Here is a 16,279-nt window from a genome sequence, read left to right on the forward strand (position 1 = left end):
CGGGGCGGCCTGGTGGGCGGGGGATGACACCCGCCCACTCTTGCACGAGGCGGTGTCAGCGCTGCCGCGGTCGGCCTTCGGCACGGTGAACGCGGGTCGGGCCGGCCCAGCCCGGCCCGGCGGCATACCGAAGGATCCGGCTCGGCGGCAGGGAGGCCGCGCGATACTGGTCCGGTGGCCGAGCCGGGAGCCCTCGTCGGGCGCACCGAGGAACGGGCGGTGCTCCGGCACTGGTTCGACGAAGCCATGTCCGGCGCCGGGCGCCTCGTCCTGGTCAGCGCCTCCGCCGGCATCGGGAAGACACGGCTCGCAGAAGACCTCGCCTCCTCGGCGGGGGTCGACGTCGGGTGGGGGGCCGCCCTCGATGACTCAGCGATGCCGCCCCTGTGGCTGTGGACGCGGGCGCTGCGCGCCTTTCCAGGACCGTCGGAGGCGTTGAGAGCCGCGCTTCACGTCGGGGCGGTCGACCGGGCCGCTGCCGATGCCGCGGCGGCCGAGTTCGCCGCTCACACCATGACGATCGACGCGATCGAGGAGCATGCGCGCACCACTGGCGGACTGTTGCTCGTCCTGGAGGACCTGCACTGGGCGGACGACTCGAGCCTGCGCCTCCTCGACCGGCTGGCCGCTGTCGTGCGCCGGTTCCCGGTGCTCGTGGTGGCGACGCAGCGACGCTCGGCCTCGGCCGAGCTCGCAGCCGCTCTGCCGGGTCTGCTGGCCAGACCCGGCACCGAGATCCTGCACCTGTCCGGCATCTCCGGCGACCAGGCGGGCGAGCTCGTCTCCCAGGTTGTCGTCGCCGCGGACGCACAGGTCGTTCATGCGGTCGCCGAACAGGTCGGCGGCAACCCGCTGTACCTGCGCACGATCGCGCGCGTGGCACCGGACCTCTTGCGACAGCCCAGCTCGGCCACCCAGGTGCTGGCCCGAGTGCCCGAGCTGCGGGACCTGGTCGCGCACGCGTTGAGCGGCCTCGGTCCGGGCGTCGCGTTGGCACAGGCGCTGACCATCCTCGGTGAGGAAGCCGACCTGTCCCTCCTCGCTGAGCTGACGTCGGTCAGCGCGCCGATGGATGCGCTCGCACCCGTCGTCACCGCTGGACTGATCGAGCGGATCGGCGACCGGGTTCGCTTCTCCCACGGGCTGATTCGTGAAGCGGTCTACACGGCGATCCATCCTCACCGACGCGTCGAGCTGCACACGCGGGCGGCGCAGGCACTCGAGCGGCGGGTAACCGACGACGCCGCGCTCGCCGGCGAGATCGCACGCCACTGGTGGCAGACCGACCGACCGGCCGCTGCCGTGAGGTGGGCTGTGGCTGCTGCCGACACGGCCGCCAACGCAGGCGCGTACGCGTCGGCGGCGGCACAGGTGCGCCGGACGCTCGACTTCATCGACAGCAACCCGGGCGCCGACGTCGCGCTCGACGTGGTCTCCGTGCTGCTCGACCTGGCCCGGTACAGCTACCTGGCCGGTGACCTCGTCGCGAGCCTCGGCGCCTGCGAGCGCGTGACCGTCGAGGCGACGCGACGAGAGGACTGGGTCGCCGTGGCACACGCCGCTCTCGTCATCCTGGGCGTCAACGACCCGCAGCTCACGGTCACCCTCGGGCGCATGGCGGCCGACGCGCTGCGCCACCTCGACGAATCCGGCAGCGAGGACCTTGCTCTGCGGGCGCGGCTCGAGGCGCAGGTGGCGGTGACCTCGGCCGACGCCGACGACATGCTGCGCTGGGCCTCGCTCGCCCTGGAACACGCGATCCGAAGTGGCGACCCTGATGCTGAGCTGGATGCGCTTGCAGCCCAGTGGCCCCTGCTCCACCAGCCGGGCCACGGCGCGCGGCGGCTGGAGGCCGGGCTCCGCCTGATCGCGCTGGCCGACACTACGGGCCGGCCGCTGGCAGCCTTGTGGGGTCACACGTGGAGCGTGGACGGCGCGATGGAGCTCCGCGACCTGGCCGCAGCCCGGGCGCACAAGGCCGAGATCGACGCGATGGCGAACCGGCTGCGGCTGCCGATCGTGCGGTGGCACGCTGTGCGCATCGAGGCGGCCTGGGCCGCGATGCAGGGTGACTTCGCGCACGCCGAGCAGTGCTCGGACGAGGCCTTCGAGCTGAGCCGTCAGCTCAACGACGTGTCCGGGGTGGGGATCCACATCGCGTTCCTGCTGGCGATGGCGAACCTCCGCGGGGTCGAACGGATCCTGCCGGCCGAGCTCATGGATGTCGTTGACCGAGCTCCGGCGCTTCCGGTCGTGCAGTCGACCCGCGTCATGGCCCTGTGGTCCGCCGGGCGCCGGGACGAGGCGGCCGTCGCCTTCCGCGCCCTGCCGCTGCGCGACATCGACCCACGGGTGCCCACGTCGTTGGCGATGTCGCTGTATGGGACCGAGCTGGCTCTGCACCTGAACGACCTGGACGCGTGCCGGGTGATGGCGGACCTGTTCGGCAGGTTCCACACGGCCACGCCGACGATCGGGTCGGGAACCGTCGTGTGGTACGGCTCCACGGCCCGCAGCCTCGGGCGCCTTCAGCTCGCGCTGGGCTCGACGGCCGAGGCGATCTGCCTGCTCGAGGAAGGGCTTGCCGTCGACGAGTCGACGGGCGCGCGACCCTACGTGGCGCTCGGCCGGTGGGCCCTGGCCACCGGTCTGGCTCGGCGCGCAGGTCCGGACGACCTGCCGCGGGCGACCGAGCTGGCCCGTCTCGCCCAGTCCGAGGCGGTCCGGCTCGACATGGCCGGCCTGCAGCGGGACGCCGCCGCCCTGCTGTTACAGCTGGCCGACCAGGGCAGCCGCCCCAGGGACTCAGGGCGCCTCACCGCCCGGGAGAGCGAGATCGCGGCGCTGGTCGTGGAAGCCAAGTCCAACCGGGCGATCGCCGAGGAGCTCTTCCTGTCCGAACGCACGGTGGAAGGGCACGTCCGGAACATCCTCGCGAAGGTGGGTGCCACCTCCCGCACCGAGCTGATCCGCCACTTCCTCGGCGGCAGCTGAGCTCCGGCGTGACGCTGCTGTCTGGGCACCCAGGTGAGCCGAGCTGACGCACCGCTCTTGGTGACCCGACTGGGTGAAGAGCGGCCGGAATCAGGAGATCGAAAGCGGCCAGCGATGCTCGCGCCACTCGTCCCAGGTTGCGAATCCAGGCGGCGGGTCGTCGATCGGCTCGCTGCCGTCGAGCTCCCCCGGCGTAGGGATGTCGATCGTGCCAGCCCACTCTGCGAGTTCCTCGTCTGACATGGGCCACGTCGTGTGTGGCGCTTCGGCTTGGCGCTGGTCGAGTCGTCTCCGCTGCTCGGCCGGGGTGAGCTCGAAGTAGCGCAGCTCCACCAGCGCGCCGAGGTCGGCAGCTGCCTGCCTCAGGGCGGAGCGCTCGTCCCGACCCCAGAGGCCGTAGTCGATGACGACGTTGTTGCCGAGCTCGAGAACGCGCAACGCGATCTGGATGAGCCGCCCTTCGATGACGTCCTGGGCAGACGGCGGGTTCTCGGGCCCGTAGAGAGCCTTCACCCACTCGTCCTTCGTCAGACGAAGCGCGTCTCGCTCGAGCTCGATACGCCGCGCAGCCGTGGTCTTGCCCGTGCTCGGGAGTCCCACCGTCAGGAACAGCGTCGGGCGCCTCATGGTCAACGTGCGGCAGCAGACGGGCGCGTGTCGACCCGAGCCGCTTCGTCGGACGTGAGCAGCACGACGTTGCCATCGGGGTCGTCGACCATCGCAGCGTACGGGCCCGCGGTCTGCGTGGGCGGCATACGGCCGGGATGGCCGGCGGCGACGAGGTCGGCCCAACGCTGGTCGACGACGGCGTTCTCGCCCACATAGAACTCGAGGAGCTGCTGGTAGCCCCCAGCCGGGCGGGTCCACGCTGGGTCGTAGGTGGCCGCGAACGATGTCGTCAGCAACAGACTGACGCCGCTGCCCATCCGATGAATGACGACAGGTCGACCGGGCATCGGATCCGGAACATCGAGACCAAGGTCGCGATAGAACGCGATCGACGTCGCGAGGTCGCGGACCTCGAGGATCAGCATGCTGAGCTGGATCTCCATCTGCACACTTTCCCAGGCCGGCATCGGGAAGTCCGCTCGCGGTGCGATGGTTGTCGACCTGACCCTGGATCCGCCCGTACGCTGAAACTCCTGCCGGGCCGCCCGCTTCCCAGGCGGTGTTGGCGCCTTCCGGAACAGGGAGACCGCGATGACACAGCACCTGGGCAACCTGAGCACCATCGAGGCCTGGGAGCGCGAGGAGGGCGCACCTGCTCCGCTCGGGGCGACCTGGGTGGATTCGGAGCAGGCGTGGAACTTCGCGCTGTACTCGCGAGCCGCGAGCGGCGTCACCCTCCTGATCTACGGCGCAGATGACGTGACGACGCCGATTCTGGAGCTTCCGCACGACCCGTTGGTGCACAAGACCGGTCGGATCTGGCACTGCATGATCAGCGCCTCGCGGATACCGGGCGCGAGGTACTACGCCTACAAGGTCGACGGGCCCTCCGGCGGCCGTGACCGCTTCGTGCCGGCCAAGGTGCTCAGCGATCCCTACGCGCATCGGCTGTACTTCCCACCGGCCTTCTCTCGTGAGGCTGCACGTGGTGACGGGCCGAACGACGGCATGGCCGTGCTCGGCCTGCTGCCCAGCCGGGAGCGAAGCGCGGGCCCGACGCCCCACCCGGCGCCACGGCATACCCATGACACGGTCATCTACGAAGCCCACGTCAAGGGTTTCACGGCTCGGGAGAACAGCGGGGTGACGGCCGCGCACCGGGGCACGTTCAGCGGGCTGGTCGAGAAGATCCCCTATCTGACCGAGCTCGGCGTCACCGTCCTCGAGCTGCTCCCCGTGCACCAGTTCGATCCCCAGGAGGGCAACTACTGGGGGTACATGACCATGAACTTCTTTGCCCCGCATCACGCCTACGCCACAGAGGACCCCGCGGCCGAGTTCCGCGACATGGTCGCCGCCATGCACGCTGCCGGGATCGAGGTGTGGCTGGATGTGGTCTACAACCACACCTGCGAAGGGGACCCGTCCGGGCCGACCTACAACCTGCGTGCGATCGACAACGACTCCTACTACATCGTTGCCGAGGACGGCTCGTACGTGGACGACTCCGGCTGCGGCAACACGACGCAGGGAGCCGACCCGGCAATGCGGGCGCTCGTGGTCCGCAGCCTGCGGCACTGGGCAGGGCTGGGCGTGGACGGTTTCCGGTTCGACCTGGCCTCTATCCTGGCCCGGGACGCTGAGGGGGGCTTCGACCCGACCGCCGCTCCGCCCCTGATCAGCGAGATCGGGGTCCTGGCCGCCCAGCAGGACGTCAAGGTGGTCGCCGAGGCGTGGGACATGGGCGCCTACCTGCTCGGGCGCTCCTTCCCCGGCATCATGTGGCGGCAGTGGAACGGCCGCTTCCGCGATGACCTCCGGGGCTTCGTCAAGGGCGACGACGGCCTCGTGCCGGCGCTGATGACCCGGGTCTACGGCAGCTCCGACCTGTTCCCCGACGGCCCCGGCGACGTCTATCGTCCGTACCAGAGCATCAACTTCATCACGGCTCACGACGGCTTCTGCCTGTACGACCTGGTGTCCTACAACGAGCGGCACAACGAGGCCAACGGCCACGGCGGCACCGACGGCTCGAGCGACAACCGGAGCTGGAACTGCGGGTGGGAGGGCGACGAGGGCGTCCCCGACGTCGTGCGCGACCTTCGGCTGCGGCAGATGAAGAACTTCTTCGCGCTGATGATGCTGAGCAACGGCGTGCCGATGATCGTGGCCGGGGACGAGTTCGCCAACACCCAGCACGGCAACAACAACCCCTACAACCAGGACAACGAGACCACCTGGCTGGACTGGGACCGGCTCACCGCGAACCGGGAGCTGTTCGACTTCGCGAAAGGAATGATCGCGCTGCGCAAGTCTCGGCGCAGCATCGCGCGAAGCCGGTTCTGGCGCAACGACGTTCGCTGGTTCGGCACTACTGGCGCGCCGGACCTCTCGCCCCAGTCACACACGGTGGCCTGGCATCTGTCCGGGGCGGCCTACGACGAAGACGACCTGTACGTGATGGTCAACGCCTACTCTGAGCCACTCGAGTTCACCGTCCAGGTGCCGGGCTCCTGGCGGGTGCTGGCCGACACGAGCGGGAGCCGGACGCCGGACCTCTCGCCCACTGGTCCTGCGGTGACCGAAGGACCTCTGAGCGTGCAGGCGCGTTCGATCGTGGTGCTCAGCGGCCGACCGGCGTGAGCTGGAGCCCGCCGGCGGCGTTCGGTGTTGACGAACGCCGCCGGCGGGCAGGCCGGCGATCAATGGCGGGCTTCCCTCGTCGCGCAGCGGCGACCGCCCGCCGGGCTGGTTGTGGTGTCGCCTCGGGTCAGAACGACAGCAGCCGATCGAAGAACGAGCGATAGCGTCCGAGAGCCTGCCGCAGGTCCTCGGTGCTGGTCTGCTCGTTGTCGAGGCCATGCTCGAGGTCGGCACGCTGGCGCCTGAAGAGCTCTTCAAGCTCGTCGAGCACCTCACCGACCAGCTCGTTCGCGTTCCGTACCGCGGCGCGCGGCTCGTCGACGAACTCGCCCTTGAGCTCGTCCCACCGGCTGTTGTAGCTCTGCGCCCGCTCGGGCGCAATCAACGAAATGCGTTCGCGGGTAGCGGTTTCGGCTGCGTCGGGACGCTCTCGACTGGGAACATGGCCATCGGCCGCGGGAACCGTGTCGGTGGTCTGCTCGCGCTCAGACGGCCCGCCGAGCCTCTCGGCTGCGCTGTCGGCGCGATCTCCGGTCCACGTCCCGCTCTCGGTCTCACCGGTGACGGTTCCTTCCCGGTTGGTCGGTGCGTCGGCGGCGTTACTCATGGCGTCGCTGGTGGCGTCGCTGGTGGCGTCGCTGGTGGCGTCACCGGCCGTGCTGGTGGTTGCGTCCACATTGCTCATGCTCTGGTCTCCCGTTCGGTCGTCTGGTCGAAGTCCCGATCGCGCTCCAGCTCGCGGTCCTGCTCGCGGTCCTGCTCGCGGATCTGCTCGCGGTCCCGCTCGTTCGGCCCGTCATCGCGCTGATGGCTGTCCACGTCGTCGGCCAACAAGGCCTGAACCAGCGATCTGTAGTTCGTCACCGCCTGGCGGAGGTCCTCGGTGGTCACCGTGCCCTCGAGGTTCGCCTGGGCGACGCGGCGCGCCTCCCGGTAGCGCTGGGTCACGTCGGCGTGACGAACCGACAGGTCGTCGGCCCGCTGGTCGAAGTCGTCGACCGGGTAGCCACGAGCGGTCATCACCTCCGTCACGAGCCGGTCGGCGCTGCGCACCGCGGTGCCCGGGTCGTCGACAAACTGGCCCTGCACCTCCGACCAGCGCCGCTCGAAGTCCGCCCTCTCCGAGGGGTCGAGGTTGCGAAGGTCGTAGCCTTCCTGGCGCTTCGAGCGCTCACGCAGCTCGGATTCCGCGCCGCGCTGGCTCTCCGCCTGACCCACGACTCGGTCGTATTCGGGTCCGTACTGGTTACGCAGCCGGTCGGACTGCCTTTGCCGCGCGGCCCGATAAACCAGGGCCACCAGCGCGACAACAACGATGGCCACGACAATCACGATGATCACAGTGGTGGGGCTCATGAAGCATGAAGTACCCCGAGCGAGCTCGTGACTAACCTGAACAGAACCGCGGTGGGTCCTCGGTGGGCAAGCTCCCCGACCTATGTGGCGAGTACGCTCCGACCTAGCGCAGATACACAGGCGGGTTCACATCGATCTCTTGCTGGACCTGGGGTGCCGCATCGTATGCGTCGTCGCCGGCCTGGTTGGCGTCGATGACGCAGGTGCCTTCGCCGGTGTAGCTCACCGTCGAGCCGTTCGTGCCGGACACGGCGCACACCCCATCTTTGGTGGCAGGGTCAACGCTGAACACCACAGGGTTGCCTGAGTCGCCGCCCGTGGCGGACAAGGTCGGCGACTCGCCCACGTAACCCGGCGGCGGGGCATGGAAGGCGATCGACTGAGGAATCTTGGCGACCTGGGTCGTGCGCGTGACCTGGGATGCCGCTTCGTATGCGTCGTTGCCGGCCTGGTTGGCGTCGATGACGCACGTACCCGCGCCGGTGTAGCTCACCTTCGTGCCGTGGGTGCCGGAGACAGCACACACCCCGGGATCGCTGGATGGGTCAACGCTGAACACCACTGGGTTGCCTGACTTGCCGCCCCTGGCGGACAGCTTCGCAGAGTCGGTCACCTGAGCCTGCGCCGGAGCGGTGAAGGAGATCGACTGGGCTGTCCTGGCTACCTTGATCGTCCGCTGGACCTGGTGTGCCGAGGCATGGGTGCCGTTGCCGGCCTGGTTGGCGTCGATGACGCAGCGACCCGCGCCGGTGTAGCTCACCTTCGTGCCGTTGGCCCCGGACACTGCACACACGCCGGGGTCGCTGGACGGGTCGACGCTGAACACGACGGGACTGCCTGACCTGCCGCCCTTGGCGGACAGCTTGGCCGAGTGGCCCACCCGACCCAGCGCCGGAGCGGTGAAAGAGATCACCTGCTGATGTTTGGGCACCGCGATCACGCTGACTGACTGCTGAGCTTGGGGGGCGGGCGCATACGTGTCGTTGCCGGCCTGGTTGGCGTCGATGACGCAGGTGCCAGCTTTTCGGAACGTGACGGTGGAACTGGAGATGGAACAGGTCTGAGCGCTCGACGGGTCGATGGTGAAGGTGACCGGGTTGCCCGAGGCACCGCCGATCGCCTCCACGTGATAGGTCTGACCGGGCGCTGGGCCGGCCGGTGATGCGGAGGTGAACGTGATCGACTGTCGGGCGAGCTCCGTCGTGCCTCCGAACGCGATCGAGAGCCCTGTCCCGATCGCAGCTCCGGTGAGCAGGACAGCCGAGGTGACGACGCGCTTGCGGGAGATGACCGTTCTCTTCGCCTGGAGTTGCAGGTGGATCACGGAGACGCCTTCCGCGCTGATGTCGAGCTCGAACTCGCCGCCGCGCGCGCCCGCCGGCGGAACGAACTTCTCGGAGAACTCGAACGGTCCTTTCTCTGCGTCCAGCTCGAACTCCCACCCCTGCGACCAGTCGGACCCGTGGTGGGAGACGGAGACCTTGACATCGATGCTGGCGATCCCGCAGTTCTCAAGGGACAGAGTGAGGGTGCCGCTCGGCCAGGTAGCGAACGTCGGCTCTGCGGTGAGACGGAGGCACGGCTTGATGATGAGCGTGCATTGGCCCTCTGCCAGTCCAGACATTCCGGATCTCGGCCAGGAGAGGTAGAGAGGATAGGTGCCGTAGGGGAATCGCCGCGTGGGATGGATCTGGAGGGTGTACTGCGGAGGATGCGTCTCACTGGTTCGAACTATGTGAGCCCAAGCCGGGTCGAACTTCGGGTTGTCTGAGGCCACCTCGAAGTCATGAGTCGACGGAGCCGGCCCTTCTGAATACACGGTAAACGGGAAGCGGGCGGTCTCCCCCGGCACAATCTGGCGCTCAGTCACGTCGAGAACGAGAACCGGTGCAAGCCCGCCTGCCCGAGTTCCTTTGCCATTGACTGTCATGGCCCACCTCCATAGCCAGGCAGAGGTACGACGGCGGGCTCTGCGCCTCGATACGTCCGTGCTGCCACACATCGCGGGTGCCTTCGCCCCCAGTCATGAAGACGCGTGCGCAGACCTCGTGATACAGCGTCCGAGGCTCGCCCCCGAGGGAAGGTCGACCGACGCGGTCGTCAGTCGACGGCGAGGCTGGCGGCCACCGCGAGCTGGTCAACCAGGTCGTTCATCTCATGACCTGAGTGTCCCTTCACCCAATGGAAGGCAACATCCCCGCGCTCCTCGACAGCCCGGACGAGGGGCTCCCACAGGTCACGGTTGGCGACCGGCTTCTTCTGTGACGTGGTCCAACCGCGATCCACCCATCCAGCCCACCACTTGTCGCGGAAGCAGTTCACGACATACGTCGAGTCGCTCACCACAACCAACGATCCGCTCAGTGCCGTGACAGCCTCGAGTGCCGCGCGGATCTCCATCCGCTGGTTGGTGCTGGGCCGCTCCGACCCGGACGCGTAGCGCTCGCGGTCGATCGCCCACGCCCACCCACCCGGGCCAGGGTTTCCGGAGCACGCGCCGTCGGTGTAGACGAAGGTCGCGCCGTCCGGAGCGGTCATCGGCGCCCTCGTCTTCGCCAGCACCGTTCTCCTCGTGGGTCGGTCGACGTGATGGTCCTGGATGGCGTGCTCTGGCCGCCATCCGCTCTGAGGCCCCGAGCCTAGCGGCGGTCGCGACGTGGAGCCGCGACCGCCGGCAGGCGACACCGATGCGGCGAACGTCAGGCGCGCGCCATCGTCACATGGGTGACACCGGGAGCGTGCGCCTCGGACACCCGGTTGAACCCGGCCAGCCGCGCGTCCTGGCCGTCGAAACAACGGACGCCCTCGCCCAGGAAGGTGTGTGCGACGTCGATGCGCAGCTCGTCAACGAGTCCGGCGTGCAAAGCATGACGCAGCGTCGTCGGGCCGCCGAGGATCACGACGTCCCGGTCGCCCGCCGCCTCCTGCGCGGCGCGCACTGCGGCCACGACCGCGGCATCGCCCGTCACCAGGGTGAACGTGCTCCCGCCGTCGACGACGATCGGGTCACCCGGGCGATGCGTCGGCACGAAGACCGGGAGCAGGTCGAACGTGCCGGGCCCCCAGAGCTTCAGGCCGACGCCGAGCATGGTGCGCCCCAGGACGACGGAACCCGCGCCCTCGAACGTCGCCGCACCGACCTTCTCGTTGACCGGGTTGTCGCCCGTCATCCACTCGTGCAGCCGCTCCCCGCGCCTGCCGAGGGGGTGCTCGTCACTGGTGTCGAGGCCGGCCCCGAAGCCGTCGAGGCTGATCGACAACGAACCGCGGACCCGCCCCATGAGGGAACCTCAGCCCCTGGCCGCGTTGCGGGCTGCCTCGTCGCGCATCCGCTCCTCACGCTCGCGCAGCTCCGGCGTGAACTCCTCGCCGAAGTCCTCGGGCGCGTAGACCTGGCGCAGCTCGAGGTACTGGCCCGGGTCGGGAACGCACGACGTGGGCCACTTCTTGAGCCACTCGAGCGCCTCGTCGCGGGAGCTCACATCGATGATGGTGAAGCCCGCGACGAGCTCCTTGGCCTCGGCGAACGGCCCGTCGGTGACGACCCAGTCACCGCTCTCCCACGTGAGGCGGGAGCCCTTGTTCGTCGGGTGCAGACCTTGTCCGTCGACGAAGACGCCGGCCCTGAGCATCTCCTCGTTGTACGACTGCATGTCGGTGAACTGCTGCTCGGTGCCCATGCTCCCCTGTTCGGAGGCAGGGGAGGCGGGGACGATGATCATGAAGCGCATTGCGTACTCCTTCGTTTCGTTCTCCGAGCCGAAAGGGCCCTGGTCACCCCTACGTCGAACGACCCCCGCCGGCTTCGACACGCACCGAACGACGTTCTTCCTACAGCTCCAGTCGCGCGGTGGCGCCAGACGGCACGCCCTCTCGGAAGGCCGTACCGTCGCGAGCCGCCTGCCCGATCGCCTCGAGGATCGGGACCAGGCCGTCGTCGTCGACGTGTCCCGTCACCTCGTCGGCGACCGCCTGGACCTCGGTAGGTGCGTTGCCCATCGCCACGCCCCACGCCGCCCAGTGCAGCATCTCCATGTCGTTGCGCTGGTCGCCGCAGGCGACCGTGTGGATCGGCTCGACGTGCAGGCGTCGCCGCACCAGCTCGAGGGCACTGGCCTTGGACACCCCCTCGGGGTTGATGTCGAGCCACGCTGACCACCCCACGGCATACGACACCTCGTGCAGGCCCGCACGCTCGACCAGCTCCATGAACTCCTCGGCGCTGGCCTCGGGCTGGCGCAGGGTCACGCGGGTGACCGGGTGCTCGACGAGCTCCTCCCAGGACACGACACGCGACTCCCCCATGAGCTCTCCCTCGGGGAACGGCCTGCTCACCTTGAAGCCCACACCGAGCTCCTCGACAGCGACGATCGCGTCGGGCAGGGCGACGCGCATCTTCTCGAGCACGCCCTTGGGGTCGAACGTGACTGTGTCGATGATCGTGTAGCCCTCGGGCGTCTCGGGGTCGAGCGCAAGGGTCACCGCGCCGTTCGAGCACACGGCGAACCCGTGGCGAAGGTCGAGGTCCTTGAGGACCGGCGTCGTGGCGATGATGGACCGACCGGTCGCGACCACGACCTCGACGTCGTCGGGCAGTGCACGGACGGCCTCGCTGACGCGCGGCGACAGCTCACCCATGTGGTTGAGCGTGGTGCCGTCGAGGTCGAGCGCGAGCATTCGGCGTGACATGCCCCAACGCTATCTGGCGGACAAGACACGTCCGACGGACCCAGCCGACGTATGCCGTCCCGCCGGCTTACGGGCAGCGGCGCCTCGTCCGCGGGTCGGTCAGCGCGAGGCGGCGCGCGCCAGCCGAGCCGCGAGCAGCCGGAGCGCCTCCGCGAGCTCGGGGGCCGCCGCGACGTCGAACGTGAAGTCGGCGTCGAGCATCGCCAGGTACATCGCGAGCTGCGTCGCCGAGTCACTGCCGACCTCGACCCGGCAGGTGCCGGCGTCGACCTCGTGTACCGGCACGGACCGGGGCAGCCGGCGGGCGACCTGGGCCGCCGGAGCCTGCACGACGACGGAGGCACGGTAGGCCCAGGCCGCCGTCGAGATGCCCGCCGCGACCCGCCTCTCGACCTCCGCGTCGGACAGCTCTCGGGCGACGAAACGAGGACCCGCCGGCAGGTGCAGCCGCATCCGGTCGACCCGGAACGTCCGCCAGTCATGCTTGTCGACGTCGTGGGCCAGCAGGTAGTACTGCCGTCCCGAGCTGACGAGGCGGTGTGGCTCGACGACCCGTCGGCTCCCCGTGCCCCGATGGGTCTCATAGTCGAACCGCAGCAGTTCGTGGTCACGGCAGGCGGCCGCGATCGCCAGGAGCACATCGGGGTCCACACGTCGCGCGTCCGTGGGGCTGTCCGGCGGGAGCGGCACGATCGAGGCCGACAGCGTCGAGACGCGCCGCCGCAGGTGCGACGGCAGCAGCGGCTCGAGCTTGGTCAACGCACGCACCGAGGTCTCGTCGATCCCCTGGACCGGCCCGACCGCCGCCGTGCGCAGACCGATCGCGACGGCCACCGCCTCGTCGTCGTCGAGCAGCAGGGGCGGCATCGACGCTCCCACGCCCAGCCGGTACCCGCCACCGACCCCGGGGACGGCATCGACGGCATACCCGAGGGCGCGCAGGCGCTCGACGTCGGTGCGCACCGTACGGTCCGAGACGCCGAGCCGCTCGGCGAGCTGGGGACCGGTCCAGTCCCGCCGCGACTGGAGCAGGCCGAGGAGCTTGAGCAGCCTCGCTGACGTCTCGAACATGTCCACAGTCTGTCGCCGATTACGGAAGGAAGTCTTCCGCAATGCTTCGTAGCGTGAAGGCATGAACACGGACATCCGACCCTTCCGGATCGACATCCCGCAGCCCGAGCTCGATGATCTCGTCGCGCGGCTGGGCAGCACGCGCTGGCCCGCGAACCGGGCCGGCGACGAACCCGAGGACTGGAACCGAGGGGTGCCCCCGGCATACCTGCGCCGCCTCACCGAGTACTGGCGGACCGAGTTCGACTGGCGCTCAGTTGAATCCGCGCTTAACGAGCTCGACCAGTTCACGACAGAGATCGACGGCCAGACGATCCACTTCTTCCACGTCAGGTCGCCTGAGCCGGATGCGGTCCCGCTGCTGCTGACTCACGGCTGGCCGAGCTCGCCCGTCGAGTTCACCCGCGTCGTCGGTCCACTCACCGACCCGGTCTCACATGGCGGCGACGCCTCAGACGCGTTCCACCTCGTCATCCCGTCACTGCCCGGCTACGGGTTCTCGACGCCACTGGGGCCTGCGGGCTTCAACCTCTTCACCGTTGCCCAGGCATGGGCCGAGCTCATGCGGCGGCTGGGGTATGACCGGTACGCCGTCCACGGCACCGATGTGGGATCCGGCGTGGCCGGGATGCTGCCCATGGTCGACCCCGGACGGGTCATCGGTGTGCACCTCAGCGGGACGGGCGCGGCCGCGCCCTTCGACCCACCTCTCGAGGTCGAGACCTTCACCGGAGCCGATCGCGATCGGGCCTTGCGGCACAACGCATTTCGCGAAGACGGGACCGGCTATCTCGCGATCCAGTCGACCCGTCCGCAGACGCTCGCCTACGCACTCACCGACTCGCCGGTCGGACAGCTGGCGTGGATCGTCGAGAAGTTCCATGAGTGGACGGACCCCGCGAACGTCGAGCCGGAGCAGGCCGTCGACAAGGACCAGCTGCTGACCAACGTGAGCCTTTACTGGTTCACTAGGTCCGGCGCGTCGACAGCCCACGCGGTGTACGAAGGGATGCGGGCCTGGCGGGCCTTCGCAGCCCAGCAGGCCACAGCCGCCGGCGAGTCCGGAGGCTCGGGGCCTGGCGACGGCTGGGACGCGCCCGCCGCGCCGCCGACCGGTGTCGCAGTATTCGCCGCGGACACGACGATCCGCAGCCTGCTCGACCGGGACGGCACGATCGGGCACTGGTCGGAGTTCGACCGGGGCGGGCACTTCGCCGCCATGGAGGTGCCCGGCCTGCTCACCGACGATCTCCAGGTCTTCTTCCGGCCGCTCCGCTGACCCGTCTGACCTCGCAACACACCGAGAAGCTGCATGCTCCTGACGGTTATTTCCGCAGGGGATTGCAGCTTCTCGGTGTGTTGCCGCGGAAGGGCGGGCTCAGGAGCGCTCGGCGAGGTCGGCGAGGGCGGCCTCGATCCCGCGGTGCAGGGTCGGGTACGCGTAGATCATCGACCGGAGACGCTCGATCGGGACCTGGCCGTGCACGGCCACCGCGAGCGCACCGAGCACCTCTCCGCCTGCCGGGCCCATGGCCGTCGCCCCGACGAGAACGCCGCGCTCGAGGTCGGCGACGACCTTGATGATGCCGTCGGCCTTGATGATCCACCCGCGCGTGGTCGATCCCATCGGGGTCGACCCGACGGCCACGGACGCGAGGCGCTGGCGGGCCTGGGCCTCGGTGAGTCCGACAGCGCCCACCTCGGGATCCGTGAACGTCACGTGCGGCAGGGCGGCATACTCCGCAGGCGGACCGTCCTCGCCGAGGATGTCCCGAACGACGATGCCTCCCTGGTACATCGACACGTGGGTGAAGGCACCCTCACCCGTGATGTCGCCGATGGCCCACACCCCGTCCGCCACGCGGCAGCGGTCGTCGACCGACACGGTCCGCGCATCCTCGGGGACGCCGACGCTGGGCAGTCCAACGCCCTTCACGTTCGCCCGCCGTCCCGTCGCGACGAGGATGCGCTCAGCCTCGACGGAGGATCCGTCATCGAGCGTCACGCGTATGCCGTCACCCGCCTTCTCGACGCGGGTTGCCTTGGCGCCCAAGCGGACAGCGATGCCTTCAGCGTCGAAGGTCTTCGCGAGGATCTCAGAGGCCTCGGGCTCGTCGAGCGCGAGCAGCCGGTCGGCCGCTTCCACGATGGTGACCCGGGTGCCGAACCGCGCCACGGCTTGGCTCAGCTCGCACCCGATCGCGCCGCCGCCGAGCACGATGAGGCTCTCGGGCAGCTCCGGAGCCTCGATGACCTCGTGGTTGGTCCAGTGGGGAACGTCGGCCAGGCCCTCGATCGGCGGGACCACGGCGGTGGTCCCGGTGTTCACGACGATGCCCCGAGTCGCGCTGTACTCCGTGCCGTCGACCTCGACGACGCCGCGACCGCGGATCACGCCGGTCCCGCGGACGAAGGTGGCGCCCTTGCCGGTGAGCCGGTCGACGGCCACCTGGTCGTTCCACGAGTCGGTCGCCTCGTCGCGGATCCGCTTGGCGACCACGCCCCAGTCGGGACTCACGTCGGTGACCGTGCCGGCGAGGTCGGGGACGCGTCGAGCCTCGGCGAGGGCGTCCGCGGCGCGGATGATCATCTTCGACGGGATGCAGCCCCAGTACGGGCACTCGCCACCGACGAGGCGGTTGTCGATGCCGAGGACCCGCAGGCCCCGCTCGGCGAGGGTCCCGGCGACATACTCACCACCCGGCCCGAGGCCGATGACGATGACATCGAAGGTGCGGTCGGAGTTGGCCATGGCACACCTTTACCCATGCAGACCCCTGCGGTCGAGAGGCGCGACGTCAGGGCGCGCCGAACACGACGAGCGGAGCGAGCCCATGTCATGTCCGGCGCGCGTCGCGCCTGGACTGACGAGCGAAGCGAGCGCCAGCGAGCGAGTCGAGGAGGGAAGGCGCGACGT

14 protein-coding genes are annotated in these 16,279 nt (G+C 69.4%); 3 read left to right on the top strand and 11 right to left on the bottom strand.

Annotation, left to right across the window (positions count from 1 at the left end; all coding sequences use genetic code 11):
• The first annotated feature begins 174 nt into the window (after positions 1-174).
• Entirely contained in the window at positions 175-2,994 is a 2,820-nt protein-coding gene (locus tag ACWEOW_RS05240) for an AAA family ATPase (protein WP_452268107.1), read from the top strand.
• A gap of 90 nt (positions 2,995-3,084) precedes the next feature.
• Here the strand turns inward: ACWEOW_RS05240 and ACWEOW_RS05245 are convergent, their stop codons facing one another.
• The gene (locus ACWEOW_RS05245; RefSeq protein ID WP_452268108.1) at positions 3,085-3,621 is read right to left on the bottom strand and encodes an ATP-binding protein; all 537 of its coding nucleotides are present in this window, start codon (positions 3,619-3,621) and stop codon (positions 3,085-3,087) included.
• A gap of 2 nt (positions 3,622-3,623) precedes the next feature.
• The gene (locus ACWEOW_RS05250) at positions 3,624-4,046 is read right to left on the bottom strand and encodes a VOC family protein (protein ID WP_452268109.1); all 423 of its coding nucleotides are present in this window, start codon (positions 4,044-4,046) and stop codon (positions 3,624-3,626) included.
• A gap of 148 nt (positions 4,047-4,194) precedes the next feature.
• On the opposite strand from ACWEOW_RS05250, the gene ACWEOW_RS05255 reads away from it, so the two are divergent.
• On the top strand, positions 4,195-6,246 hold the full coding sequence (locus ACWEOW_RS05255) for a glycogen debranching protein (RefSeq protein WP_452268110.1): 2,052 nt from the start codon (positions 4,195-4,197) through the stop codon (positions 6,244-6,246).
• Between the two features lie 127 nt (positions 6,247-6,373).
• On the opposite strand, the gene ACWEOW_RS05260 is transcribed toward ACWEOW_RS05255, so the two are convergent.
• The 8 genes from ACWEOW_RS05260 to ACWEOW_RS05295 form a co-directional block, all read right to left on the bottom strand.
• Positions 6,374-6,922 carry a hypothetical protein gene (locus ACWEOW_RS05260; protein WP_452268111.1) on the bottom strand — a complete coding sequence of 183 codons (549 nt, stop codon included), beginning with the start codon at positions 6,920-6,922 and terminating at the stop codon, positions 6,374-6,376.
• Between the two features lie 5 nt (positions 6,923-6,927).
• A complete protein-coding gene (locus ACWEOW_RS05265; protein WP_452268112.1) occupies positions 6,928-7,602 on the bottom strand; it encodes a hypothetical protein in 675 nt (224 codons plus the stop codon).
• 103 nt (positions 7,603-7,705) lie between these two features.
• Positions 7,706-9,226, bottom strand: a complete 1,521-nt coding sequence (locus ACWEOW_RS05270; RefSeq protein WP_452268113.1) for a hypothetical protein — start codon at positions 9,224-9,226, stop codon at positions 7,706-7,708.
• A gap of 476 nt (positions 9,227-9,702) precedes the next feature.
• Positions 9,703-10,140: a ribonuclease H family protein gene (locus tag ACWEOW_RS05275; RefSeq protein ID WP_452268114.1), complete on the bottom strand. Its 438-nt coding sequence runs from the start codon at positions 10,138-10,140 to the stop codon at positions 9,703-9,705.
• Positions 10,141-10,301: 161 nt separating this feature from the next.
• Positions 10,302-10,883 carry a dihydrofolate reductase family protein gene (locus ACWEOW_RS05280; RefSeq protein WP_452268115.1) on the bottom strand — a complete coding sequence of 194 codons (582 nt, stop codon included), beginning with the start codon at positions 10,881-10,883 and terminating at the stop codon, positions 10,302-10,304.
• 9 nt (positions 10,884-10,892) lie between these two features.
• The gene (locus ACWEOW_RS05285) at positions 10,893-11,333 is read right to left on the bottom strand and encodes a YciI family protein (protein WP_452268116.1); all 441 of its coding nucleotides are present in this window, start codon (positions 11,331-11,333) and stop codon (positions 10,893-10,895) included.
• A gap of 100 nt (positions 11,334-11,433) precedes the next feature.
• The gene (locus tag ACWEOW_RS05290) at positions 11,434-12,291 is read right to left on the bottom strand and encodes an HAD family hydrolase (protein ID WP_452268117.1); all 858 of its coding nucleotides are present in this window, start codon (positions 12,289-12,291) and stop codon (positions 11,434-11,436) included.
• Between the two features lie 99 nt (positions 12,292-12,390).
• Positions 12,391-13,362, bottom strand: coding sequence for a helix-turn-helix transcriptional regulator (locus ACWEOW_RS05295; protein ID WP_452268118.1), 972 nt, complete (start codon positions 13,360-13,362; stop codon positions 12,391-12,393).
• Between the two features lie 61 nt (positions 13,363-13,423).
• On the opposite strand from ACWEOW_RS05295, the gene ACWEOW_RS05300 reads away from it, so the two are divergent.
• A complete protein-coding gene (locus ACWEOW_RS05300; protein WP_452268119.1) occupies positions 13,424-14,641 on the top strand; it encodes an epoxide hydrolase family protein in 1,218 nt (405 codons plus the stop codon).
• 99 nt (positions 14,642-14,740) lie between these two features.
• On the opposite strand, the gene ACWEOW_RS05305 is transcribed toward ACWEOW_RS05300, so the two are convergent.
• Positions 14,741-16,114 carry a dihydrolipoyl dehydrogenase family protein gene (locus tag ACWEOW_RS05305; RefSeq protein WP_452268120.1) on the bottom strand — a complete coding sequence of 458 codons (1,374 nt, stop codon included), beginning with the start codon at positions 16,112-16,114 and terminating at the stop codon, positions 14,741-14,743.
• Positions 16,115-16,279: the final 165 nt, after the last annotated feature.

The organism is Monashia sp. NPDC004114, from assembly GCF_053603855.1.